Raw genomic sequence first — 23,078 nt, 5'->3', positions numbered from 1 at the left:
ATTAATCCACTTTAGAGGGGGATTCGTCAAGCGAACCCACCTGCCCTCGCGGAAATAACAATGTTTCGCGCGCAGAAGATGATCCTGATCAAAGATCGAAAATAAAAAAGCCCCGCTGTTTCCAGCGGGGCTCGTTCAATTCCCTAGCGGGAAAAGATTACTCGACGATCGAGGCAACGATGCCAGCGCCGACGGTACGGCCGCCTTCGCGGATAGCGAAGCGCAGCTTTTCTTCCATCGCGATCGGAACGATCAGCTCGACGTCAACAGTGACGTTGTCGCCAGGCATAACCATTTCCGTGCCTTCTGGAAGCGTCACGATACCGGTCACGTCCGTTGTACGGAAGTAGAACTGAGGACGGTAGTTCGTGAAGAACGGCGTATGACGACCGCCTTCTTCCTTCGTCAGGATGTAGGCTTCTGCCTTGAACTTCTTGTGCGGCTTGACAGAACCTGGCTTGCAAAGGATCTGACCACGCTCGACGCCGTCACGGTTAACACCGCGAACCAGTGCACCGATGTTGTCGCCAGCCTGGCCCTGATCGAGCAGCTTGCGGAACATTTCAACGCCGGTAACCGTCGTCTTCGATGTTGGCTTGATGCCGACGATTTCGACTTCTTCGCCAACCTTGACGATACCGCGCTCAACGCGACCCGTCACAACCGTACCACGGCCAGAGATCGAGAACACGTCTTCGATTGGCATCAGGAACGGCTGGTCGATCGGACGCTCAGGCGTCGGGATGTAGGCGTCAACCTGAGCCATCAGCTCGCGGATTGCGTCTTCACCGATCGTCTTGTTGCTGTCTTCCAGAGCTGCAAGTGCAGAACCCTTGACGACAGGAACGTCATCGCCCGGGAAGTCGTAGGACGACAGAAGTTCGCGAACTTCGAGTTCGACGAGCTCGAGAAGTTCTGCGTCGTCAACCTGGTCGACCTTGTTGAGGAACACGACCAGAGCCGGAACGCCAACCTGACGGGCAAGCAGGATGTGCTCGCGAGTCTGCGGCATCGGGCCGTCAGCAGCAGAGCAAACCAGGATCGCGCCGTCCATCTGGGCAGCACCGGTGATCATGTTCTTCACGTAGTCGGCGTGGCCGGGGCAGTCAACGTGCGCATAGTGACGGTTTGGCGTCTCATACTCAACGTGGGCCGTCGAAATCGTGATACCACGAGCCTTTTCTTCAGGAGCGGCGTCGATTTGGTCATACGCCTTGAACTCGCCGAAGAACTTCGTGATCGCTGCAGTCAACGACGTCTTGCCGTGGTCAACGTGACCGATCGTGCCGATGTTGACGTGCGGCTTATTGCGCTCAAACTTGCTCTTTGCCATGTGAATTGCTTCCTGTGAACGTGAAGTAGTTTCCCCGGAGAACCGGTTTGGTGTCGCCGTTTAAGGCTTTGTTGGCGAATGCGCAAGACTTAATTGTCACAGCGCCGATTCCACAGCCGAAAGCGGCAGGATGGCCGCCATATGGGTACTTTTCAGCCTGTTATCAAGCAGTCCACCGCCACCGATACTGTGCAGGATCGAAGGTTGGCAGACGTACAAATACACGCTCGCTCTTTACGATCACCTGATTCATGTCATATTGGCAGGATGATCGCCCGGAGGAGACCGGCGATTGAAGCAGGCTCCGCCGTTCTCATGCCCCACCTTTAAAGTCGTTTTCTCCCGCGGCCCAATTCGCATCCGCCTCAGGATTTGCCATGGAAATTTTTACAGCTGCCGGCTTCACGGCGTTTCTACAAGTCATTGCCATCGATCTCGTTTTGGCTGGCGATAATGCCATAGTCATCGGCCTTGCTGCCGCAGGCCTGCCCGCGCATCTGCGCAAGAAGGCTATTCTCGTCGGCATCATCGCCGCCACCGTTTTGCGTATCGCCTTTGCGGCGCTTACGGTTCAATTGCTTGCCATTGTCGGCCTTCAGCTTTTCGGCGGCCTGCTGCTGGCCTGGGTCTGCTGGAAGATGTGGAGCGAACTGCGCGAGCAGAACGGCTCCGTGGACGAAGAGGTGACCGACGAGGAAGCCGATCTCACCAAGGGCCACAAGACGTTCTTCCAGGCTGCGACACAGATCGTCATCGCAGACGTCTCCATGTCGCTCGATAACGTGCTGGCTGTTGCCGGTGCAGCGCAGGAACACGTCACGGTTCTGATTATCGGCCTGATCGTCTCGATCGCGCTGATGGGCCTTGCCGCGAACTTCGTTGCAAAGCTTCTGCACCGTTATCGCTGGATTTCCTATGTCGGCCTTATCGTCATCGTCTATGTGGCGCTGAACATGCTCTATCACGGCGCAGTAGAGGTCTGGCCTTACGTCCAGCCTTACCTCAACAAGGCCTGATCAGGCACCTGCCTTTCAAAGCCCGGGAGTTCGCTTCCGGGCTTTTTCGTTCAAAGACGAAACTGCACACATCGATGATTCTGCACTGCAGCAATTCAAACTCGGCAAACCTCAAGTCGCAGAATTCGCCCGTACCTTTTGGTGGTTGTCGTCAGCCTCGGGCAAGCCTACATCGCGATTACTTTAGACATAACGAATAACTATAAGGATGTCTGAACAATGGCTTATGACTGGTCCGGCGGGCGCACAAAGCGTTTTCGCCGGCTGAAGATCGGTGCGGCTATCAGTGTCATTCTGCTTGCTGCGTTCATATTGCAATTCGTTTTCTCGACTTCGAGCTGATATCGAAACCACGGGCGTCTCTTACGTCCGTGGCGCCCTCCTCAATCCAGAATCAGCCTTTCACCGTGCTGCAATGGGTGGCCGTATTCATCTGCGGGTCTTTCACCACGTCATACAATTCGGCCTCCTCCCCTTTCGACCACCAGACATAAGGGCCACCCGCATATTTGGCGCCGGATGCTGCAATGACACTGGATGCGACGATGATGGTATCGCCCATTCCAAGGCGAGCCAGATTGACGCTGCCGGCATTGATATAGGTGACAGTCACCTTCTCCTGCCCGCACTGGTAAGTGGCATCCACATGCTCCACCTTGGTATCGGCTGGCATGGGAATGGTGATATCGTCTGCCAATAGCGGCGTCGCCGTCATGGAAATGATGCTCGCCAAGATAAAAGATCGCTGCAACGTCATCTGCCTCTTGCTTGATTCTCCTCCGGCTTTTCACCGGGCAGGTATCGGTAGGGGCAAATTGTGGCGCTGTGCCGTCAGCCTCAGCTGGAGCGTCCCGTTTCGGGCAAATTGGCGTTGGAGGCTATTGCCGCACCATCGCTGCGTCCAGACTCGAAGACAACGCCGCTGAACAGCGTCGCTACGCCATCCTTGTAGCGATAGCATTTGCCGATTTCGGTAACGGTGACATAGAGGTCACCTCTCTTGACCCGATACACCATCTCGAACGGCTCGCCAGCAAATATCGAGTTGTTGATCGCTTCCGCAACATGAGGCGCATCGTCCTCATGAATAATGGACATCATGCGCTCTGCAGGCAGCCCCTCATTAAGCTCGCTGGGAGAAAAACCCATAATTCCAGCGAACACTTCATCTGCCCAAAAGACGTTTGCAATCACGTCCCAGGCGTAAAATCCGCCGCTTCGCATATCCACATAGCGTTGACGAAGAGAACTGTCGGTCATCATTACTCCGGAATCAACCATGTCTACTATGCATCAGGAATACGTACTCTGATACCTGCAACATCTTCTTGACACACTAAAAACCTGAAAAAGCCATAAAGCCCAAAAGTGTTCCATCATTTAACAAGCGATTTACCTGCGGTTATGCGGCACGACGATAAATCAACCAATACGTGTAATCAATACTGGAGTTGTATAAAGCTGCAAGCTGATGGGATTACGGAGAACCCGAAGCATTGGATCAACAGGCAGGAAGCCAAAGATCAGCGCGCATACGAAATTTCGAACGCAGACATGTTTTTGATTTGTGGGAGATTTTGGAGCGGGTAGCGGGAATCGAACCCGCGTATTCAGCTTGGAAGGCTGCTGCTCTACCATTGAGCTATACCCGCGGCGGTGATTTCGATCCGTGCAGAATGGTGGAGGAAGTTGGATTTGAACCAACGTAGGCTGAGCCAACGGATTTACAGTCCGTCCCCTTTAACCACTCGGGCATTCCTCCAGTATTCTGCGAGGATCAAGCGACCAAGCTTAGTCCAGATGTCCGTTCGGCGCTGCGCCGTTCGTCGTCTGTGGCCGCGTATATGACGGCCCTTCATCGTTCTGTCAACACGATGTGTGACGAATTTTTGTGAAAAAATTCAAGCAGTGTCAAAGCCCTGTGGATAGCTGTGGGGACTGGTACAGATCACACGGCGGAGATATAAGGCGACATGAGCAAAGACGCCCCCAAAGATAAATCCGCCCGCGATACGCACTACGCCAACCTTCGCCGCACCGTGCGCGATGCCAAGCGCGAACGGGGAGAAATCCCCACGCCGCAGCAGCAGAAGCGCCGGAACAAGGCGGGAGATGACTGGAAGCCGCCGCAACTGAGCCCCGATCAGGTCTATCTATATGGACTGCACACAGTGCGCGCCGCGCTCGCCAATAAAGAACGCGAGATCATCAAGCTTTCCGTTACGCAGAACGCCTTTGCGCGTCTTGATATCGGCGAAGCATCCGAACAGCCCTTCCCGGTAGAGACGGTTTCCCCGCAGGATATCGACAAGGTTTTCGGGCCCGAGGCGATCCACCAGGGCGTGATGCTGGAAACTCGGCCCCTGCCCGTTCGCAAGCTTTCCGCATTGAAGGATAGCCCGCTCATTCTGGTTCTCGATCAGGTAACGGATCCGCACAATGTCGGCGCCATCATGCGGTCCGCCGTCGCCTTCAATGCGGGCGCGCTGATCACCACCATGCGCCACAGCCCGACGGAATCCGGCGTATTGGCAAAATCAGCATCCGGCGCGCTGGAACTGATCCCCTATATCCAGATCACCAATCTGGCGGATGCGCTGGGCGAACTTCACAAGCTCGGTTTCACCTCCATCGGCCTCGACTCGGAAGGCCCCGCCCCCATCGAGCAGACCTTCAGCGGTGAAAAGATCGCACTGGTTCTGGGTGCGGAAGGTAAAGGCCTGCGGCAGAAGACCCGCGAAACGGTCACGCATCTGGCGCGGCTGGATATGCCGGGTGAGATAAAGTCGCTCAACGTTTCTAACGCAGCAGCAATTGCGCTTTACGCAACAAGGCAATTCCTCGCACAGAAATAACCGATTTCAGACCATTTTTTTCTTGGAGACCCAATGCCTGACATGATCAAGCCCACCGGCGAACTCACGCTTCGTACCCTCGCCATGCCTGCGGATGCCAATCCCGCCGGTGATATTTTCGGTGGCTGGGTCATGTCACAGATGGACTTGGCAAGCGGCATCCGCGCCGCTGAACGTGCCCGCTGTCGCGTGGTGACGGCAGCCGTCAAGGAAATGGCCTTCGAACTTCCGGTGAAGATCGGCGATACGCTCTCCATATATACGGAGATCATGCGCGTGGGTCGCACTTCCATCACGCTGTGCGTGGAAGCCTGGGCACAGCGTTCGCGCTACGACAAGCTGGAAAAGGTCACCGCCGGAACCTTCATCATGGTTGCCATGGATGAGGACGGCAAGCCGACACCCATTCCATCGGCTTGATTGAAGCCGCCTGCGGCGCGACGGCTAATACTGATCACGCACCGGTAACATTTTCTTTACTGGGGGCTCATAGCGTGCGGAAGATTTCATCCGCACGCGGTCCATCCATTTTCAGAAAGTGCTACTCTCATGACGACAGTATCGTCGGTTTCCAGCCTCCTCACCACCACGTCCTCCTCATCATCGTCTTCCACATCCTCATCGTCATCGACGTCGGTTTCCGATATCGAAGCTAAGATCACTGCCAAGCAGGCGGAGCTTGAAAGCGCAAAAACGGAAGATGAGAAGACCTCGATTCAGGAAGAGATCACTGCCCTGAAGGCTGAGCTTGCCAAGGCAAAAGCCGCAGAAGCCAAAGCCACTCAGTCAACCGGCCAAAAGACACCTCCGCCAAAACCAGAATCCGAAGACGGATCCAGCAAAAGCCTATCCGGCGAAAGCGACCGCATCGGCACCGTAAACTTCACCGAGGATACCCCTTTCGGTGAACGGACCGGCTGGTTCTGATCCGGCAGGCCTCTCTCAGCAACTATTTAGACCTTCAAAAACGCTGAAGACCTGTCGAAACTCAGGCTCGGGAAAATCTTGCCGGTCAGTGCTTCGCTGCCCACATCGAACTGGCGATAGAGCATAGCCGCGGCCACTTCGCGGACGTCGGCGGTTGGCATCAGGTCGCGATCCTCGAGCAGCTTGCCGTCGCCGAGGCCCGGCCAGTTGCCCAGCACGCGGCCTCCATCGATGCCGCCGCCTGCCAGAATGGCGACGCCGCCGGTGCCGTGGTCGGTGCCGCCGGTTCCGTTTTCACGGGCGGTTCGTCCAAATTCGGTCATGGCCAGAACCACGGTCTTTTTCCACACATCCGGCCCGAGCGCGTCCTTCAGCGTGGTGAGCGCGATGGTCAGATCCTTCACCGTGCGCGCAAATTGCGCCTTCTGCCCGGCATGCGTATCCCAGCCATCCACGGAAAAGCTCGCGATGCGATAATCCTCTCGCAGCATTCCACCCGCCAGCTTGGCGATATCGCGGATGCCCTGCCCGCGCTTTTCATCCTGAAAAAGCTGCTCGGCAGACATATCGGTGCGCAATGCTTCCGCCAGAACGCGGCTGAATTCCGCATCATTGGCGTAAAGCCGTTTGAAGAAACTGACCTCATCCGCCCCCATCGTCATATTGGATGTGGAGGCCCAAACATCCGCTTCGTTCGGGCCGGACAGGATCAACTCCATCGACGTATTGATGTCGATGGCCTTGCGATCTTCCGAACGCGGAATGGCCGAAAGCGCGCGGTTAAGCCAGCCGGTGCGCTCGCCATGCACGGCCTCGGCACCGCTTTCCAGCATGTCCTGCCCATCGAAATGGCTGCGCTGATCACGATAGGGCGTCGAAACCGCGTGGACGAAAGCCAGTTCTTTCGCCTGCCACATCGGCATCAGCGGCTGGGCCGCCGGGTTCAACCCGAACCGCCCATCGAGATCGATCAATCCCGTTTCGGGCGTCAGCGCCAGCGTCGGGCGAAACTGGGCAAAGGCCGGGTCGGTATAGGGTTGCACCAGATCCAGCCCGTCCATCGCACCACGCAGCACGATCGTCACGAAGCGATTGTCGCCGGGCATGGCCGCGAAACTCACCGGCGAAAACACCGGCACTGCCGCCGCACAGCAAGCGGTCATCAAGAAACTGCGGCGGCTCAACAACAAATCCTGAGAGAAGGCCATGTCCTATCTCCTGTTGAATTCGGGGGAAGAAAGCGCAAGCGTCAGCCCGCTCACGCGGTTCGGCGCCTGTCCCACAACGCGGATCGTGTCATCCCGCGCCACATCGGCCAGCGCCACCTCCAGAAGTTTCTTCGGCTCCATATCCTTGCCAAGCGAGCCGGATGCCTTGCGCGCCCACAAAATACGCTCGCTCATCTGGCTGGGGGAAAGCCAGCATGCGACACCCTCCTCGAAACCCGCCGGGCTCGGCGGCTGCCAGACCGGCTGGCCCATGCGCCGCAGCGCGGCGAGCGTCAGCGTGCGGGCAAGGCTCGCCTTCGGCTTTGGCGGCTGCTGCATCTGTGCCGTATCGGGTGCCATGCCATCCTTCATGTCGGGCTGCGGTTGGGCTGGTGCGGGCTTGTCCATCACCATCTGCCCGGCATCGGGTTTGCCGGAGGCCATCTCATCGTCACCGCCCTTCGCAGCCTGCTGCGCGGCAGCGGCAACGGGTGTATCGAATGGCGTATAGCTATCATCACCATCCGGAGACATTCTGTCCCGCCAATTCTTTTTGGTCAGGCCGAAAGCGCGCAAACCGGAGACGACATAATCGAATGGCAGCTTCATCTTGGCGCCGGGCTCCTGCCATGCGCGTGGATGGTCCAGCATCGCGGCATAGACCTTCACCAGATTGCCATCGCTCGCCTTCCATTCACCGACCATCGCCTTCACCACATCCGGCGGCGGATCGTCGGCAATGAAATGCGTCACCAGCTTGCGGCAGATATGCTGGGCGGTTTCCGGTCTGCTCGCCAGATCGTCCAGCATCACCAGACAGTCATCCGCAGAGCGCGGATCGCCACCATATTTCACGCCGAGCACCTTCATCTCGCCCGGCTCCGCCATGCGCGGGCGGAACAGCATTTCGTAACGCTCATCCACCGTCATGCCGGTCAGCACCAGCGCTGCGGAGCGCACATCCGTCTGCGTGTAACCGCTGCCCGCACCCATGGTGTGAAGCTCCAGCAATTCACGGCCCAGATTCTCATTGAGACCGCGCTTGCGGTTCTGCGCGGCGACCGATTCCGGCCCTGTGGATTGGTTTTGATCCAGATAGATCAGCATGGCCGGATGCAGAACCGCGGCCTGTAAAAGATCGCGAAACGAACCGGCAACATGCGGACGGATCGCCTCGATCTCGTAAAGCGGCGTAATCACCCGCATCGGCAGCGATTTCCGCGCATTGACCGAGAAGTGGTCGAGCCAGAAAGCCGCCAGCCTTTCGTGAAATCCATAAGGCGAAAATGTCGCCTGCATAACCCGCGCCATGCTATCGCGCTGAAAGCTCTGCTCGGCCTTTTTCTGCAAGGCCTGCCGTGCCTCCCGGTCCCGCTCGCCACCATTATTGGCAGGCCGTATCGCGATCAGACCTTGCGCGAGATCATCCGCCCGCTGCCGGGCATCGAATGCACCGCCCACCGGAAAGAACGTCTCCTTCAACGGAGCATCCACGAGCTGCACCAGCAGATCGTCCGTGTTTCGACTGAGTATCTGGTCCGGCGCCAAGCCGTAACCATAGCGGATCGCCGCCATCGTTGGAGAAAAAGGAGCCATATTCGCCACTCCTGCCAACATTCGGATGCAGCGAGAATCTCAGCGAATTCGGGCGGAAAACGAGCAAAATAGCGGTTTTTTTCCGACATGGACAATTTGTAATACGCTCGCGGAACGCGCGACGTTTTCAGGGGATGCCAGCTTGCCGCAGTGACATTACGGCGAAACTGTGCCACTCAATCTCTCATGAAACTTATTCGCAGGATCATGCAGGATCGCAGTTCGGCTGGCGCTGTCGCAGTGCTGGCCCTGTTGCTGTTCCTGCTGCAAGGTCTGGCGAACGGCGTGGCCAGCGGCAGCATGGCCGCCACGGCTCTGGCGGCAGAAGATATCATCTGCTCCGCCCACATGCCGGAAGGCGGCTCCGCCAAGCAGTCGCCTGCGGAAAAGCTTGCCAATAGCTGTTGCGGCACGCTCTGTCGTCTCGCCTCCGCCTCCTTCGCCGCCCTCCTCGTCAGCCCGACGGAAGTTGCCGGCCAGATCGTGCCGCAGGTGGAAATCACCCTGTGGCACTGGAGCGAGGCCAAGGCATTCGCTCCGCCCAACCGCGAACAGCAGCCCCGCGCGCCGCCTTACGCTCCTCACGCATAGTCGAATAGTCAGCGTTCTCGCTGATGAGGGGCGTGTCGCGCAAAGCGTTTTGCGATCACGACATGCGTTGAAACAACAAGCGGGCATGTCGCGCAATAGAAAAGCTTGCGTCTGCCTGCGCCGTTTTGCGGAGCCAATAATGTCCATCAGCACCACCTCAATGGGTGAACGCGTGAGCGCGCAGTCATCGCTCAATCTTTATCGCGCCGTCTGGCGCTGGCACTTTTACGCCGGTCTTTTCGTTCTTCCTTTCATGATCACGCTTGCCATTACCGGCGCGCTTTATCTCTTCAAGGACGAGCTGGACAATGCCATCCATGCCGATCTCAAGCGCATCGAAGTCATGCAGAACGCCCCCGCCGTCAGCCCTTCGGAGATGATCGCCAACGCGATTGCCGCCGTGCCCGGAACGGCAGTGAAATTCACCACGCCGACAGATCCCCGCGCCTCGACCGAAATCACCGTCAACACTTCGCAAGGCAAACGCGCGGTTTACGTAAATACTTATACCGGACAGGTCCTCGGCTCACTGCCGGATCGCGGCACCGTCATGTGGACGATCCGTTACCTTCACAGCCTCAAATATTTCGGCACCTACACCCGCTATCTCATAGAAATCGCAGCGGGCTGGTCCATACTTCTGGTCGCCACCGGCATCTATCTCTGGTGGCCCCGCAGCCAGACCGGCGGCGTCGTGACCGTGCGCGGCACACCGAAGAAGCGCGTCTTCTGGCGAGATATGCACGCCGTCACCGGTCTATTTGTCGGCGTCTTCATCGTCTTCCTCGCCGTCACCGGAATGCCGTGGTCGGGCGTGTGGGGCGAAAAAGTGAATGAATGGGCCAATGGCAATAATTTCGGTTATCCCGCTGGCGTTTATGTCGATGTCCCGATGTCCGGGCAGCGCCTCAACGACGTTGCAAAAACCTCTTGGTCACTGGAGCAGGCACAGGTTCCCCTGTCCGCCCCTCCCGCCGCCGCTGGTCATGACCATGGCCAGCATGGCGCAGCCCAAACCGGCGGCGAAATGGCAATGGATGGCATGGCGATGGAAGCCATGCCCGACACTCCAGAAGCCCAGCCAATTGGCATTGACAGGGCGATTGCCAGTTTCAACGAACTCGGCTTCGCACCCGGCTATAGCGTCGCTCTGCCAACCACACCAACGGGGGTCTACAGCGGCACGGTCTATCCGCACGATCTTTCCAAACAGCGCGTGACACATCTCGACCAATATACCGGCAAGCCGTTGATCGACATGCACTATGCGGATTACGGTCCACTCGGTCGCGGTCTGGAATGGGCATCAACGTCCATATGGGCCAGGAATACGGCCTCGCAAACCAGATCATCCTCACCGCCGCCTGCCTCGCCATCATCCTGCTCGCCACCTCTGGTGGCATAATGTGGTGGAAACGCCGCCCCAAGGGCTCCCTCGGCGTGCCCCCCATGCCCCAAAACAAACGCACCCTCTACGGCCTAGCCGCCATCCTCGCCATCGGCGGCATCATCTTCCCGCTGGTGGGGGCAAGTCTGGTGGTGATGCTGGTGTTGGATTTGGTAGTGCAGAGGGTTGGTCGGCGGCGTGCGGCTTAACTGCCGGTCGTTGCGAGCGAAATTCCTCGCACGGCGTACACCTTATCTCTCCCATGTGGGAGAGATAAGGTTTTCAATATCTTATCTTCAGTTAAGTGTTGAAGATTGTAAGGAGTGGTGTCACTTCTTGAGGGCTGCCCCTCATCCCACTCGATAAGCCTTACAAATCCTATCCTCAGTCGTCCGATACGTCCGAAACCCAATCCCCTCGTAATACGCCAGGCCAAGCGCATTATCGGCTCCGATACTGGCATCGATATCCTTCAAACCAGCCTTCTTCGCAGCCTCCAATGTCGCCGCAAAAAGAGCCCTGCCGACCCCCATCCGCGTTGCGGTTGGGCTGACATGCGTGCCGATAATGCCCCAGCCTTCAGCAACGCCATAGGGATTGCCCGCCGCCGTCGCGAGTCTCAAGGATTGAAAGCCAAGAACACGACCGTCCTCACTCACGGCGACCGTGCACTGTATCCGGTCGTCCGACGTGAGATAGTTGGCCCGAACGGTCTCGATATCCGTCGGCGTCTTGCGCAAACCCGCGGCGAAAATCTCGTTCTGGACGGCGGTCATGCCTTCTGCGTCGTATGAATTTGCGGGACGAACTATCATCTTCAAACCATTTTACAGAGCGCTCAGCTTTTCAGATCGCACATTTCAAGGAATTGCCCGAACTCATTATGCATGTCTTCAAACTTGAAAAAAGCCGAATGCCCATTCTCGCTGGCGAATTCGAGGTATCCCTTCGCGTCGGCCATCGCCTTCAGATGCTTCGCCGCTTCCGGACCTTCAAAACCAAGATACTCGCCCACACGCTCATAATGTCGTTTATCGGTCGTTTGACCGTACATCATCGTTACATTTTGTGGCTGTGTCTGATCTCGGCCCACGCCGAAATCGACACCGATTGCAAACCCGCTTTTTCTGTCTTTAGGCAGGCATAGAAACATCACCATAAGTTCGCGATCATCCCATGAGACAGCCTGTTGGGCGAACCCGTTCGCGGTTCTGCCACCGCTCTGGAAATTCGGCATCAACGACGTAACGCCAGTTTCCTTGTTTTGACGCTTGGGTGGATCGAAAGCGTTGTCGGACGAGAAATTCAGCGTCAATTCGCGCCAGTCGTCATAGCGGTCGGCGAATTTCGTCAAATTGAAGGGCGCGCAACGCAGAACGGCGCGCCGCGCCGCTTCTGCATACACCTTGAAGGCAGGATCTTCCGAATGGTTCAGCACCGCTACGGATTTGAGCGACCCATCCCGTTCAAGCTGGGCACTCAAGATCGGCATCACCACTGGTGTCTCGCTTGGCGTGGTCCAGCAAGACGCGATCTGCGGAACAAAAGCTGCCGAGATAACCGGATCCGGTTCTTTGGCCTCAGACTGACCTGCCAAACATGCCGCAAACACAGCAACGGAAATCGTCGCGATCCAATGGAAATTCATACCATCTCCCTCGTCAAGACTTGAACAGGAACGACGCACCAAACGCAATCAGCACGAAGCCGATGACGTGATTGATCGAGAAGCTTTCCTTCAGCCAGAACACCGAGAACAGCGCGAAAACAGTCAGGGTGATGACTTCCTGCATCGTCTTCAACTGCGCGGTCGAATAGACTTCGGAGCCCAGACGATTGGCCGGAACGGCAAGGCAGTATTCGAAGAATGCAATGCACCAGCTGACGAAGATGGCGATGAAGAGTGCCGTGCTTTTATGCTTCAGGTGGCCGTACCAAGCGAAAGTCATGAACACATTGGATGCAATCAGCATCAGCACAGGCCAGATGTGGGCGGGGGTAATCGAAAAAGGCATGTCGAACCTTTGAAAAAAGGGAAAACGAAAGACAGGAATCGGAATGCTTTGCGCTCCAATCAGGCGCGAGACAAAATCCCTTGTTGCGGCTGTTTTGGGGCAGGCTGCTCATCTTCTTCCGCCGCTTCGCGCCGCCAGCATCCTTGAGAGGGCTTAGGCAGCGGTTTATTATTATCAGGGCGGGAGAACTTGGAGTCAGGAACTGCGCAGAAGCAAGCACGTCAACGCTTGGAGTTTGTCTCGAACCTCACTGAAACATGGAACCTGTTCCGATTTGCTTTCCCTGCTTAAAGCAAGTTCAGGCAAAGCGGAACAGGCATTTGACGCGCCTCAAAGCGGGGCTTTGAAAGCGGCAGAAAACGCGGCAACAGGCATCTTGTTCCACCACCCCTTGCGTTTCCTTTTTGTACTCATTTTTTAATGCCCGCCCCTTCCCTTTGCTAATGAACCTCTCCATATTCCGTGCATGGCCAGATCACCGAAAAAATCTTCCGACAGCTCCCGTTCCGATGGTTTTGCAGAGACCCCTCAGGCATCCTTCGAAGGCGCTCCCCTTTCCGGCTCCGTTGCGGATTGGGTGAAGCAGCTGGAAGCGGAAGCCGAAGCAGGCTCCGTGGAAACGCAGCGCGAAATCGCATCCAAGGCGGGCAAGCACCGCAAGAAGATCGAGATCGAAGCGCGTAAGCAGGCAATCGCCGAGGCCGCCAAGGGCAAAACGTCCGGTGCCAGCGTCAATAAAAAGGCGACCGCGCAGAAGACTGCTCGCGGCGTCTCCATCGGCGCATCCAGCGACCCGAAAACCCGTGCCGCGGCTGGTCTCAACCCCGTCGCGGGTATGGATGTCAGCCTCGAAGATGCGGCAAGCCTTGCCACCGGCTCCGTCACCGCCACAGTCGATGCCCTGTCCAAGCTCATCGAAAGCGGCAATCCGCTGTTCAAGGATGGCAAGCTGTGGACGCCCCACCGCCCTGCCCGCCCGGCCAAATCCGAAGGCGGCATTACCATCCGCATGGCCTCTGATTACCAGCCAGCTGGCGACCAGCCGACGGCGATTGCCGATCTGGTCGAGGGCATCAATGCCAATGAGCGAAGCCAGGTGCTGCTCGGCGTCACCGGCTCCGGCAAGACTTTCACCATGGCCAAGGTGATCGAAGCGACCCAGCGCCCCGCCGTCATTCTCGCACCGAACAAGACGCTGGCAGCGCAGCTTTATTCGGAGTTCAAAAACTTCTTCCCCGAAAACGCGGTGGAATATTTCGTTTCCTACTACGATTACTACCAGCCTGAAGCCTATGTGCCGCGCTCGGATACATTCATCGAGAAGGAAAGCTCGATCAACGAACAGATCGACCGCATGCGCCACTCCGCAACCCGCTCGCTGCTGGAGCGTGACGACTGCATCATCGTCGCATCCGTCTCCTGCATTTACGGTATCGGCTCGGTCGAAACCTACACTGCCATGACCTTCCAGATGGCGGTGGGTGACAGGTTAGATCAGCGACAATTGCTGGCCGACCTCGTGGCACAGCAATACAAGCGCCGTGATATGGATTTCCAGCGCGGTTCCTTCCGCGTGCGTGGCGATACCATCGAAATCTTCCCCGCCCACTTGGAAGATGCCGCATGGCGCATCTCCATGTTCGGCGATGAAATCGACAGCATCACCGAGTTCGATCCGCTCACCGGCCAGAAGACCGGCGATTTGCAATCGGTCAAGATTTACGCCAACAGCCACTATGTCACCCCGCGCCCCACGTTGAATGGCGCGATCAAGTCGATCAAGGAAGAGCTGAAAGGCCGCCTTGCCGAGCTGGAAAAGGCCGGTCGCCTGCTGGAAGCGCAGCGACTGGAACAGCGCACGCGCTATGATATCGAGATGCTGGAAGCCACCGGCTCCTGCGCGGGCATCGAAAACTATTCGCGTTATCTCACGGGCCGCAATCCCGGTGAGCCCCCGCCGACGCTGTTCGAATATATTCCCGATAACGCCCTGCTCTTCATCGATGAAAGCCACGTTTCCGTCAGCCAGATCGGCGGCATGTATCGCGGCGACTTCCGCCGCAAGGCGACGCTGGCCGAATACGGCTTTCGCCTGCCCTCCTGCATGGACAACCGCCCGCTGCGCTTCGAGGAATGGGATGCGATGCGCCCGCTCACCGTTTCTGTTTCGGCCACGCCCGGAAGTTGGGAAATGGAACAGTCCGGCGGCGTTTTTGCCGAACAGGTCATCCGCCCCACGGGCCTCATCGACCCGCCGGTGGAGGTGCGCTCCGCCCGCAGCCAGGTGGATGATGTGTTGGGCGAAATCCGCGAAACCGCCGCCAAGGGTTACCGCACGCTCTGCACCGTGCTGACCAAGCGCATGGCGGAAGACCTGACGGAATATCTGCACGAACAGGGTGTTCGCGTGCGCTATATGCACTCGGATATCGACACGCTGGAACGCATCGAAATCATCCGCGATCTGCGCCTCGGCGCTTTCGACGTACTTGTCGGCATCAACCTCCTGCGCGAAGGTCTCGACATTCCCGAATGCGGCTTCGTCGCAATTCTGGATGCGGACAAGGAAGGCTTTCTGCGTTCCGAAACCTCGCTCATCCAGACCATCGGTCGCGCCGCCCGTAACGTGGATGGCAAGGTCATCCTTTATGCGGATAACATTACCGGCTCCATGAAGCGGGCGATGGAAGAAACCAGCCGCCGCCGCGAAAAGCAGATGGCCTATAACGAGCAGCACGGCATCACACCAGAATCGGTGAAGGCCAAGATTTCCGATATCCTTGATTCCGTTTATGAACGCGATCACGTAAGGGCCGATATTTCCGGCACGTCCGGCAAGGGCTTCGCCGATGGCGGCCACCTCGTCGGCAACAATCTTCAGGCGCATCTTAACGCGCTGGAAAAACAGATGCGCGACGCCGCCGCCGACCTCGACTTCGAAAAAGCCGCCCGCCTGCGCGACGAAATCAAACGCCTCAAAGCCGCCGAGCTTGCTGCGATGGATGACCCGATTGCGAAGCAAGAGGCGGCGAGTGCCGAAGGCGGCAAAAAAAACAAAGGCGATCCTTCGAGGCTCCGCTCTTCGAGCTCCGCGCCTCAGGATGAGGGCGGCGAGGAAGCCTACAACGGTAGCCCTCATGGTGAGGAGGCCCAGCGGGCCGTCTCGAACCACGAGGGCGGTTCGTCACCGAAATCCCTCTTCACCAAACCCACTCTGGACGACATGGGCCCCGGCACAGACACCGCCAAACCCCTCTTCCGCCGTAACACGCTGGATGAAATGACCGTGGGCCGTACCGAAAAACCCGTGCGCGGCAAGACCCCTGAAAAGCCCACAACCGAACCCGGCAAGCGCTTCTCACCTCTGCTGGAAGGCCAGCCGGAGCGCTCAACCGGCGGCAAGGACGACCCCCGCCCCATCGCCCGCAACAAGGTCGGCGTCGGCTCCTACGAAGACCCCGGCGAACAGAAGCGCAAAGGCCGCACCAAGGGCAAGACCGGCAGGCCGGGGCGATAGATCACGCCCCGCCATTCCCTATTGAACGCCTGAAGTCGTGACATGGCCGGAACTTTCGACCAAAAGAGACATTCACGCCTTGTGCAACCATAGGGAGGACCGGCCACATGCGCTTCCATATTCTTGCAACGGCAGCACTTGCCGTCATCCTTGGCTCCACGCCTGCGCTTTCAGGCACACTTGCGGATGCCACGTTTCACAGCAACGCGCTGAATGCCGATCTCCCCGTCAACATCTACCGCCCGGATGGCGAGCCGCCGGAAAATGGCTGGCCGGTTCTATATCTGCTGCACGGGCATGATGGAGACCAGAATAGCTGGCGCGATCTCGGCAACATCGAAAAGACGCTGGATGGCATGATTGCCGCAGGCACCATCCGCCCGCTCGTGGTGGTCATGCCGGGTGTGAAGAACAGCTGGTATGTGGATTCCGCCGCCGTCGATGGGCCGGGCGATTACGATACCGCCATCACCGGCGATCTGCGCAGCCACGTGGAAAAGACGCTGCCGGTGCGCAAGGACAGGCAGGGCCGCGCCATTGCCGGGCTTTCCATGGGCGGCTTCGGCGCGCTGCATCTCGCCTATTCCCATGAGGACCTATACGCCGCCGTCGCCAGCATGTCGGGTGCCATCTGGCAGAACGTCCCCGCCTCGGATCTCGACAAGACGCCTGCCGAACTGAAACTCATACAGGACAGCGCCTTCTTCCACCGCGTGGATCGCACCACCATCACCAGCGGCATCGTCCTGCCCTCCACCGGAGACCACTTCTCCGGCGCCTTCGGCACACCCTTCGATTCAAGACTGTTCAACGAAAAGAACGTCTTCACCCTCGTCGCCCAACACGTCGCCGAATCCCAAGACCTCCCCGCCACCTACCTGACCGTCGGCGACGACGACGGCTTCTCCCTCTGGCGCGGAGCAGTCGCCCTCCACGAAACCCTCCAAGCCGACAACCGAAAATCAGAACTGCGGATTACGGACGGGGATCATGTGTGGTCACTGTGGAAGGTGTCGATTATCGATGTGTTGAAGTTTGTGGATGGGGAGTGGAGTCAGACCTGTACCTTAGATGAAAACTCTATGAAACCGCCACGCGTCAAGAATGATGCGGATATTCAGATCGTTATTCATCGACACGATTGCTAACGGGACTTCACTAATCCCTTGTTTATCAATGATTCTTTGATCTTAATGTAACGTTTCCCGTCGTCGTAACCCTTATCGGAATTAACGGTTGCAGCCTTACCAACAATGCTTTTAGAGCGAGAGTTGTTGATCGGCAGCAAAAAGTTTAGCTGCTTTTCCATCTTAACCTTCATATCCTCTCCTTCTCTAACACCGGAGCCAGCACAAGTTGCTCTCGACTCACCAAAGAGTCCAGTGGCGGTGACGCCAATGGTCGAGCTTGCTTTGGTATAACAGTCTTTACCTTGCCCAAATCTTTACGATCAAGCTTGGTTCCAAAAACCCGCGAAAAGCTTGAAGGCGAAACGCCCTCATATTGAAGAAACGCTACCTTCTCGCTTTCATGGGGATTGGTAGTTATAGCATCCGAGTGTAGGGTCAATGCCAAACTTTTGGGATATGGCTCTATGTAAAACACAGTTCCGATTCCGCTAGCAACGATGTGACGTGCGCAACTGTGGCATCGAAACGTGGTGGTAAAGAGCTTGGAGCCAACTATGCCATTTTTGCCTTGTCGAGCTACGGAAATAATGGCTTCCATTTCAGCATGAACAGCACGTGAAAACTCAATGAGATTTTTCACGTCGGTGGAGCGTAATCCGCTTTTAATCACTGCAGGACTAATACTCGTGCCTACTTTGCCACTAATCTGATCAAAAAGTTTATCCTTGTGAAAATCATTCCAACATTGGCAAGCTTTCCACTTGTAACAGCGATTATCACCTGACCCGTCATCGACGTTATATGTCCCACCCCTAAATTTAGGAACATCGTTTGCACCTTGGCCAATTATTTCACCGCGTTCAGAGACAATGACGGCGCCGACTTGTCGAGAAAGACAGGCAGAATTCAGGGAGACGCCCGAAGCCGCTTGCATTGCATATTCGGCAGGAGTAGGCGTCTGAACACCAACTCCAAAAACCAGATTTAATAATCGATCCACTGATTTGCTGACACCGTCAGTGTTATCTCCATCATTTCTAAAAAAGATATCCGCGTAGTTCATGGTTTTGCGCACGGATTGACCAAAATCGAGACCTTCGTCGTAATCGGCGTCTCGTATTTTGGAAAGATATGCTGAGTTTGAGACGTTATTCTCTAATCTTGAAATTCGCTTATCTTCAGGAGAGAAAACCCCAACCAACCAAAATAAGTCACCGTAAACTTTTCTAAGAACAGCCACTTCTTCCGGGTTTTTCAGCGAATCAATAATTGTGCAGAAGCGCCGATCTTCTCCATTTTCAACGTCACCTCTAGACCTATTTATATTATCTATACTTAAAACAGCCAAAACTTCGTTCGAATGTTTCTCACGAAGCTTGTTACCTAAATTTTGCAGACGTTCTACTCTGTTAGGATCGTCATTCTTTACTTTTTGTTCGTTCAGGCTCTCTGCGCGCTCGTTAATTAGATCACTAACTTTTATTACGTTTGTCTCGTATCCAAAATTTTCAAAAATTTTTGTCCTCAATAGCTCAGCCACAGTCGAGGCGCCCGATCCAATAGGTGCGACCATTGCGAAAACGAGCTCCTGTGTCCGCCGCTGATCTAATGTTACAAGATCATCGGCAGAAATTTCCGCTGTTAGAACTGATTTTTCTTTAAGAGCTTGGACCGACATATGCACACCCGCTAGAATCACATAAACTATTTTGACGCGAGGTTGTTTAAATTGCAATTTGCCACTATTTGAATGAACGATTTATCAACACGTGTTTCAAACAGCGGTTCTCATTAGACTTGCTTTTCTGTTTTCATTATTTCGGAACCAAATCCACCCCCACCCGTTCTTCCCCCGAAAATCACGTTCAGCATACATAAGGGAAGAAACATCATGAAAAACAAGGTTTTCGCACTGGCTGCCGTTGCAGCCCTGACCTCTTCTGTTGCCTTTGCGCAAACGGCGACCCCGGCGCCTGCCGCTCCGGCTGCTGCCGGTGCTGATGCGGCGCTTTCGGGTCCGGGTTTCACCATGGGCACCAAGGCATCTGGCGCTTTGAAGTTCGTCAACGTGCAGAAGACCGACCTAACCGCCTCGCAGCTTGAGGGCATGGATATCTACAATGCCCAGAACGAGGAAATCGGTGAAATCGAAGATGTGGTGATTGGTGATGGCAAGGCCGTCATCGGCCTCGTCGCCTCTGTCGGCGGCTTCCTCGGCATCGACAAGAGCTACGTCGTCCTCGACCCATCCTCCGTCGCCATCAATAATGACAATGGCACTTGGAAGGCCTATGTCGACACCACCAAGGAAGCGCTTCAGAACGCTCCGAAGCTGGACTACGACAAGCTGGACGACTAAATTGCCCGCCTGCGGGTGATTGTAATAAGGCCCCTGCGGTTCTCCGCGGGGGCTTTTCTGTGATTGGGATTCGGCTGAGGGCGCTCAGGTGGGGAGATTGGCAAGCCGCATACTCCCCAACCTTATCCGGGAGGCAGATGTCGGCTTATATCAGGGCTCAATGATAGGAACCGATGATGCTCCGACAACGGCCGCCGGGTAGTAAACACCGCAGAGCGATCGGTCGAGGATTTTGATGCCCTCCGGTGTCCGTTGCCGGGGCATCATTTCGGATCCTATCATTGAGCCCTGGTATAACTTGCCCGCGCGCCGTTTCTTCGCTTATCCTCCCGCACATGATCATCAGGACACTCCGCTTGCCTCACCGCCTCACCCTCACATTTACCGCTCTTCTTTCACTTTTCACTCCCCTCACCGCACACGCAGAAAGCGGCAACTGGCAGCCGTCCGAGCAGATCAAGACCTATGCGATCTCAGGCAGTTCCGGCATCGAGCTTTATCGCTCCATTGGCGAGCGCGGGCCGCAGGTGGGTGTTCAGGCGGTGGCGCATACCACTTTCAAGCTCACTTGGCGGCGGGATTATCGTCCGCAGGCGGATGGCGCCTGCGTGTTGGCCACCGCGCGTCCGAACCTCACGATCATCTTTACATGGCCGAAGGCACCTGCGAAGCTTCCGCCGGATGTGGCCGCCAGCTGGCAGCGCTTTATCTCCGGGGTTGAAAAGCATGAGCGCGTGCATGGCGAGCATATTCTCGACATGGTGAAGAAGATCGAGGCCTATAGTGTCGGCCTTCGCGCGGAAAATGATCCGAAATGCCAGAAGGTGCGCGCCGTGTTGCAGCAGCGTCTGGGAGAAATTTCCGACGAGCGGCGCAATATCGAGCGGGATTTCGATAAGTTAGAGCTTTCGAATGGCGGCGCGGTGCACCAACTCATTCTGGCCTTGGTGAACGGCCCCTGAGGCCGCTGCACGAGACTAGCCCTACTCCGCCGCCTCGCCCTTCAGCACAGGCTCGGCCAGTATCGCCATCTCCAGTTCGTAGGAATAGCCTTCCAGCATGGTATAGGCCTGCTCGATAACTTCGATCTGGTTTTCCGCATTGCGGATGGCCTCGGCAATGGACTGGCTGCGGGCGCGCAGCATGGAGCCCAGCACATCCGTCTCCGGCTTTTTGCCCAGCCGGTCCATGTGCTTGCGCACACGGGTACGGTGGCGTTCCAGCTCCAGAATGTGGAAGCGGCTTTTCAGAATATCGTCGGTCAGCTTGCGCCGCATGGCCGCCACGGGGTCGAAACTGCCGGGCTCGCGCTCATCCAGAATGAACTCGTTGACCAGCGTTTCCAGCATCAGAAGACCCTTCAAATCCTTGGCGTCGGCCAGTTGCGGATCATAGCCGGTGTCATCGAAAACCTTGCGGCGCACCGGGTCCTTCAACAGCTCGTAAGCCAGTTGCAGCCTGGCAAACTGGTCGGCATCGCCGCCGCTGTCCGGATGGGCATTCTTCGCCGCCTTGCGATAGGCAGCCTTGATCGCCGCCTCATCGGCACCGCGCTCAACACCCAGCAAAACATAAGGATCGATCACCGAAACACCTGTACTCGCATTACCGAAATCACCCATCGCGTGTGAAAGCCACGCAGAATGGTTGCGGGATCATACGCAATTTTCTCTTCGCCCGGCACCCCTTGACCGAGGTTTTGAACGCAAATCATGCCGGGAAAGGCCTTCACCTCCAAATTTGTCCAGCGCGTGGCCATCATAAGCGAAGGCGGGACAAAATTGTGGACAGCACGCAATGAAATAAAACGCCGCAGATTTCTCCCCACACTCCGAAACGCACTTAAAGTGACGTCATGAACGGGGTTATGCGCTTGTTTCAAGGGGTTATGGCGTAATGTTGCAAAGAGGTGTAGTTTTAGAAACTGCTTCTGGAGGGAGGGTCAGAACAATGGCGGAAACAATAACGCAGACCGTTACCGATTATGTGCATGCCATGACTTATGCCGATGCGGGCTTGATGCGGGACGTCTTCGATCCCCGCGCCGCCATCGTCGGAAACTACGAGGGTGCGACCGAGTGGCTCTCGCTGGAAGATTTTATCGATCAGGTCCGCTCCACCGATAGCGGCTTTCCCCACCAGGAAAGCGAATTCGAAATTCTCGGCATAGACAAGTCCGGAGATTCGGCCTCGGTCAAACTGAAAACCCGCATCAGTGGCGTGGATTATTCCGAATATCTTTCCCTGCTGGAGCGCGAGCGAAACTGGACCATCGTCCACAAGCTCTATTACCTGCAAGGATAATCCCCAGCATTTTCTGGCCCGAACCAGCGTTTTTTGACATCGCCGCACATTTTCCCTTTACATAAAGAGGGAATCTGCTAATTCGACGGCACTGGATTGCCCTTGTAGCTCAGTTGGTAGAGCACCTGATTTGTAATCAGGGGGTCACGAGTTCGAACCTTGTCGGGGGCACCAGTAAAATCAAGGCTTTATATAGCCTGGCAGTTTCCCCGAACATTACAGCAGTCTAGAATAAGCCCTTCGCTCGAGTGGTCGATAATGCTAGCCACGATGGCTCGCCCCTCCTTGCTGGAATGATCTCTGTTCAGCTACGGTTAAGCCGTATTTCGGCACTCTCTCAAATATGGAACCGCGTGTAGCGGCGGACGTTAGAATCCGTCATTGGGAGATGAAATCATGAAGCTTTTGAGCGCAGCAATCTGCCTTGTTTCCGTAGGTATCTTGAGCGGGTGCGTGGATGACCGGGGCTACCGAAGCGGTGGCTATTATTCCACCGGCGTTTATTATCGCACTTACGACCGTGATCGTTACTACCGAGACTATGATCGCCGCGATTGGCGGGGTAATCGCGATTGGCGTGATCGCCGGGGCTGGCGCGGTGATTATCGTTATCGCCCCGTCGTAACGCAGGAATATGGCGTCTATGTCCGTTAAGCCAGTGCGCTGAACGTCCTCTGCGCAATCAAATATTGCGAACGCAGAAGCCTTGCATGAAAAGCCCGCAGTCGAATTGAAGACGGCGGGTTTCTCTTTGAAACCTGTCTCTTCAGCAATTCGAAAGCACGTCTTGCAAAATTGCCAAAAAAATTGGTTCTGCCGTAAAACAAATACATAATATTA

At 56.3% G+C, this 23,078-nt stretch carries 21 protein-coding genes, 3 tRNA genes and 1 pseudogene; 13 read left to right on the top strand and 12 right to left on the bottom strand.

Translation table 11 applies throughout. From position 1 onward, the window contains the following. Positions 1 to 157: 157 nt before the first annotated feature. Entirely contained in the window at positions 158 to 1,333 is a 1,176-nt protein-coding gene (tuf, locus tag CFBP5473_RS06135; protein ID WP_136954323.1) for an elongation factor Tu, read from the bottom strand. 377 nt (positions 1,334 to 1,710) lie between these two features. On the opposite strand from tuf, the gene CFBP5473_RS06130 reads away from it, so the two are divergent. Beyond that, positions 1,711 to 2,349, top strand: coding sequence for a TerC family protein (locus CFBP5473_RS06130; RefSeq protein WP_027676078.1), 639 nt, complete (start codon positions 1,711 to 1,713; stop codon positions 2,347 to 2,349). A gap of 394 nt (positions 2,350 to 2,743) precedes the next feature. Here CFBP5473_RS06130 and CFBP5473_RS06125 read toward each other — a convergent pair whose 3' ends face one another. From CFBP5473_RS06125 to CFBP5473_RS06110, 4 genes are all read right to left on the bottom strand, one after another. Further along, positions 2,744 to 3,082 (bottom strand): MliC family protein, encoded by a 339-nt coding sequence (locus tag CFBP5473_RS06125; RefSeq protein ID WP_234881784.1) that lies wholly within the window; start codon positions 3,080 to 3,082, stop codon positions 2,744 to 2,746. 104 nt (positions 3,083 to 3,186) lie between these two features. Further along, positions 3,187 to 3,612: a PAS domain-containing protein gene (locus tag CFBP5473_RS06120; protein WP_169696876.1), complete on the bottom strand. Its 426-nt coding sequence runs from the start codon at positions 3,610 to 3,612 to the stop codon at positions 3,187 to 3,189. A 315-nt stretch (positions 3,613 to 3,927) separates the two neighbouring features. After that, a tRNA-Gly gene (locus CFBP5473_RS06115) sits at positions 3,928 to 4,001 on the bottom strand. Positions 4,002 to 4,026: 25 nt separating this feature from the next. Then, positions 4,027 to 4,111 (bottom strand) — tRNA-Tyr (locus CFBP5473_RS06110). A gap of 211 nt (positions 4,112 to 4,322) precedes the next feature. On the opposite strand from CFBP5473_RS06110, the gene rlmB reads away from it, so the two are divergent. The 3 genes from rlmB (at position 4,323) to CFBP5473_RS06095 (ending at position 6,131) form a co-directional block, all read left to right on the top strand. Beyond that, positions 4,323 to 5,204, top strand: coding sequence for a 23S rRNA (guanosine(2251)-2'-O)-methyltransferase RlmB (rlmB, locus tag CFBP5473_RS06105; protein ID WP_027676075.1), 882 nt, complete (start codon positions 4,323 to 4,325; stop codon positions 5,202 to 5,204). A 33-nt stretch (positions 5,205 to 5,237) separates the two neighbouring features. Further along, positions 5,238 to 5,624, top strand: coding sequence for an acyl-CoA thioesterase (locus CFBP5473_RS06100; RefSeq protein WP_027676074.1), 387 nt, complete (start codon positions 5,238 to 5,240; stop codon positions 5,622 to 5,624). Positions 5,625 to 5,753: 129 nt separating this feature from the next. Then, positions 5,754 to 6,131, top strand: coding sequence for a hypothetical protein (locus CFBP5473_RS06095; protein WP_027676073.1), 378 nt, complete (start codon positions 5,754 to 5,756; stop codon positions 6,129 to 6,131). A 26-nt stretch (positions 6,132 to 6,157) separates the two neighbouring features. On the opposite strand, the gene CFBP5473_RS06090 is transcribed toward CFBP5473_RS06095, so the two are convergent. Both CFBP5473_RS06090 and CFBP5473_RS06085 read right to left on the bottom strand, forming a co-directional pair. Then, positions 6,158 to 7,339: a DUF1501 domain-containing protein gene (locus CFBP5473_RS06090; RefSeq protein WP_027676072.1), complete on the bottom strand. Its 1,182-nt coding sequence runs from the start codon at positions 7,337 to 7,339 to the stop codon at positions 6,158 to 6,160. Positions 7,340 to 7,342: 3 nt separating this feature from the next. After that, complete coding sequence (locus CFBP5473_RS06085; protein WP_027676071.1) at positions 7,343 to 8,935, bottom strand: DUF1800 domain-containing protein; 1,593 nt, start codon at positions 8,933 to 8,935, stop codon at positions 7,343 to 7,345. Between the two features lie 186 nt (positions 8,936 to 9,121). Between CFBP5473_RS06085 and CFBP5473_RS06080 the strand changes: the two genes are divergently transcribed. Then, positions 9,122 to 9,526, top strand: a complete 405-nt coding sequence (locus CFBP5473_RS06080; protein ID WP_027676070.1) for a DUF2946 family protein — start codon at positions 9,122 to 9,124, stop codon at positions 9,524 to 9,526. A gap of 139 nt (positions 9,527 to 9,665) precedes the next feature. Next, positions 9,666 to 11,122, top strand: a pseudogene (locus CFBP5473_RS06075) (PepSY-associated TM helix domain-containing protein). A gap of 141 nt (positions 11,123 to 11,263) precedes the next feature. Here the strand turns inward: CFBP5473_RS06075 and CFBP5473_RS06070 are convergent. From CFBP5473_RS06070 to CFBP5473_RS06060, 3 genes are all read right to left on the bottom strand, one after another. Next, complete coding sequence (locus CFBP5473_RS06070; RefSeq protein WP_084631700.1) at positions 11,264 to 11,689, bottom strand: GNAT family N-acetyltransferase; 426 nt, start codon at positions 11,687 to 11,689, stop codon at positions 11,264 to 11,266. 62 nt (positions 11,690 to 11,751) lie between these two features. Further along, positions 11,752 to 12,561, bottom strand: coding sequence for a cell envelope integrity TolA family protein (locus tag CFBP5473_RS06065; protein ID WP_027676068.1), 810 nt, complete (start codon positions 12,559 to 12,561; stop codon positions 11,752 to 11,754). 13 nt (positions 12,562 to 12,574) lie between these two features. Beyond that, positions 12,575 to 12,928 (bottom strand): DMT family protein, encoded by a 354-nt coding sequence (locus tag CFBP5473_RS06060; RefSeq protein WP_027676067.1) that lies wholly within the window; start codon positions 12,926 to 12,928, stop codon positions 12,575 to 12,577. Positions 12,929 to 13,394: 466 nt separating this feature from the next. On the opposite strand from CFBP5473_RS06060, the gene uvrB reads away from it, so the two are divergent. Both uvrB and CFBP5473_RS06050 read left to right on the top strand, forming a co-directional pair. Further along, positions 13,395 to 16,445 (top strand): excinuclease ABC subunit UvrB, encoded by a 3,051-nt coding sequence (gene uvrB, locus CFBP5473_RS06055; protein ID WP_027676066.1) that lies wholly within the window; start codon positions 13,395 to 13,397, stop codon positions 16,443 to 16,445. A 107-nt stretch (positions 16,446 to 16,552) separates the two neighbouring features. Further along, positions 16,553 to 17,593: an alpha/beta hydrolase gene (locus CFBP5473_RS06050; protein WP_084631696.1), complete on the top strand. Its 1,041-nt coding sequence runs from the start codon at positions 16,553 to 16,555 to the stop codon at positions 17,591 to 17,593. Between the two features lie 169 nt (positions 17,594 to 17,762). On the opposite strand, the gene CFBP5473_RS06045 is transcribed toward CFBP5473_RS06050, so the two are convergent. Next, positions 17,763 to 19,253, bottom strand: a complete 1,491-nt coding sequence (locus CFBP5473_RS06045; protein WP_051441317.1) for an anti-phage dCTP deaminase — start codon at positions 19,251 to 19,253, stop codon at positions 17,763 to 17,765. Between the two features lie 213 nt (positions 19,254 to 19,466). Between CFBP5473_RS06045 and CFBP5473_RS06040 the strand changes: the two genes are divergently transcribed. After that, entirely contained in the window at positions 19,467 to 19,934 is a 468-nt protein-coding gene (locus CFBP5473_RS06040) for a PRC-barrel domain-containing protein (protein ID WP_027676065.1), read from the top strand. A gap of 356 nt (positions 19,935 to 20,290) precedes the next feature. Continuing rightward, positions 20,291 to 20,896, top strand: a complete 606-nt coding sequence (locus CFBP5473_RS06035; protein ID WP_027676064.1) for a DUF922 domain-containing Zn-dependent protease — start codon at positions 20,291 to 20,293, stop codon at positions 20,894 to 20,896. Positions 20,897 to 20,917: 21 nt separating this feature from the next. Here CFBP5473_RS06035 and CFBP5473_RS06030 read toward each other — a convergent pair whose 3' ends face one another. Further along, complete coding sequence (locus tag CFBP5473_RS06030) at positions 20,918 to 21,556, bottom strand: J domain-containing protein (protein WP_169696875.1); 639 nt, start codon at positions 21,554 to 21,556, stop codon at positions 20,918 to 20,920. Between the two features lie 328 nt (positions 21,557 to 21,884). Between CFBP5473_RS06030 and CFBP5473_RS06025 the strand changes: the two genes are divergently transcribed. From CFBP5473_RS06025 to CFBP5473_RS06015, 3 genes are all read left to right on the top strand, one after another. Beyond that, positions 21,885 to 22,238: a nuclear transport factor 2 family protein gene (locus CFBP5473_RS06025; protein WP_027676062.1), complete on the top strand. Its 354-nt coding sequence runs from the start codon at positions 21,885 to 21,887 to the stop codon at positions 22,236 to 22,238. A gap of 98 nt (positions 22,239 to 22,336) precedes the next feature. Next, positions 22,337 to 22,412: transfer RNA gene (locus tag CFBP5473_RS06020), tRNA-Thr, on the top strand. Positions 22,413 to 22,634: 222 nt separating this feature from the next. Then, the gene (locus CFBP5473_RS06015; RefSeq protein WP_084631692.1) at positions 22,635 to 22,892 is read left to right on the top strand and encodes a hypothetical protein; all 258 of its coding nucleotides are present in this window, start codon (positions 22,635 to 22,637) and stop codon (positions 22,890 to 22,892) included. Positions 22,893 to 23,078 lie beyond the last annotated feature (186 nt).

This window comes from Agrobacterium larrymoorei (genome assembly GCF_005145045.1).
GTDB classification, from domain to species: domain Bacteria; phylum Pseudomonadota; class Alphaproteobacteria; order Rhizobiales; family Rhizobiaceae; genus Agrobacterium; species Agrobacterium larrymoorei.
The sequence above is the reverse complement of the archived record's forward strand: the minus strand, read 5'-3'. Positions and strand labels throughout refer to the sequence as shown.

What these genes read in the sequence shown, in the direction of transcription:
- CFBP5473_RS06090 (WP_027676072.1), bottom strand. Translation starts at nt 7,339, where the DNA reads ATGGCCTTCTCTCAGGATTTGTTGTTGAGCCGCCGCAGTTTCTTGATG.
- CFBP5473_RS06130 (WP_027676078.1), top strand. Translation starts at nt 1,711, where the DNA reads ATGGAAATTTTTACAGCTGCCGGCTTCACGGCGTTTCTACAAGTCATT.
- CFBP5473_RS06120 (WP_169696876.1), bottom strand. Translation starts at nt 3,612, where the DNA reads ATGATGACCGACAGTTCTCTTCGTCAACGCTATGTGGATATGCGAAGC.
- CFBP5473_RS06050 (WP_084631696.1), top strand. Translation starts at nt 16,553, where the DNA reads ATGCGCTTCCATATTCTTGCAACGGCAGCACTTGCCGTCATCCTTGGC.
- CFBP5473_RS06070 (WP_084631700.1), bottom strand. Translation starts at nt 11,689, where the DNA reads ATGACCGCCGTCCAGAACGAGATTTTCGCCGCGGGTTTGCGCAAGACG.
- CFBP5473_RS06095 (WP_027676073.1), top strand. Translation starts at nt 5,754, where the DNA reads ATGACGACAGTATCGTCGGTTTCCAGCCTCCTCACCACCACGTCCTCC.
- tuf (WP_136954323.1), bottom strand. Translation starts at nt 1,333, where the DNA reads ATGGCAAAGAGCAAGTTTGAGCGCAATAAGCCGCACGTCAACATCGGC.
- CFBP5473_RS06085 (WP_027676071.1), bottom strand. Translation starts at nt 8,935, where the DNA reads ATGGCTCCTTTTTCTCCAACGATGGCGGCGATCCGCTATGGTTACGGC.
- CFBP5473_RS06100 (WP_027676074.1), top strand. Translation starts at nt 5,238, where the DNA reads ATGCCTGACATGATCAAGCCCACCGGCGAACTCACGCTTCGTACCCTC.
- CFBP5473_RS06065 (WP_027676068.1), bottom strand. Translation starts at nt 12,561, where the DNA reads ATGAATTTCCATTGGATCGCGACGATTTCCGTTGCTGTGTTTGCGGCA.
- CFBP5473_RS06060 (WP_027676067.1), bottom strand. Translation starts at nt 12,928, where the DNA reads ATGCCTTTTTCGATTACCCCCGCCCACATCTGGCCTGTGCTGATGCTG.
- CFBP5473_RS06025 (WP_027676062.1), top strand. Translation starts at nt 21,885, where the DNA reads ATGGCGGAAACAATAACGCAGACCGTTACCGATTATGTGCATGCCATG.
- CFBP5473_RS06030 (WP_169696875.1), bottom strand. Translation starts at nt 21,556, where the DNA reads ATGGGTGATTTCGGTAATGCGAGTACAGGTGTTTCGGTGATCGATCCT.
- CFBP5473_RS06040 (WP_027676065.1), top strand. Translation starts at nt 19,467, where the DNA reads ATGAAAAACAAGGTTTTCGCACTGGCTGCCGTTGCAGCCCTGACCTCT.
- CFBP5473_RS06015 (WP_084631692.1), top strand. Translation starts at nt 22,635, where the DNA reads ATGAAGCTTTTGAGCGCAGCAATCTGCCTTGTTTCCGTAGGTATCTTG.
- uvrB (WP_027676066.1), top strand. Translation starts at nt 13,395, where the DNA reads ATGGCCAGATCACCGAAAAAATCTTCCGACAGCTCCCGTTCCGATGGT.
- CFBP5473_RS06045 (WP_051441317.1), bottom strand. Translation starts at nt 19,253, where the DNA reads ATGTCGGTCCAAGCTCTTAAAGAAAAATCAGTTCTAACAGCGGAAATT.
- CFBP5473_RS06080 (WP_027676070.1), top strand. Translation starts at nt 9,122, where the DNA reads ATGAAACTTATTCGCAGGATCATGCAGGATCGCAGTTCGGCTGGCGCT.
- rlmB (WP_027676075.1), top strand. Translation starts at nt 4,323, where the DNA reads ATGAGCAAAGACGCCCCCAAAGATAAATCCGCCCGCGATACGCACTAC.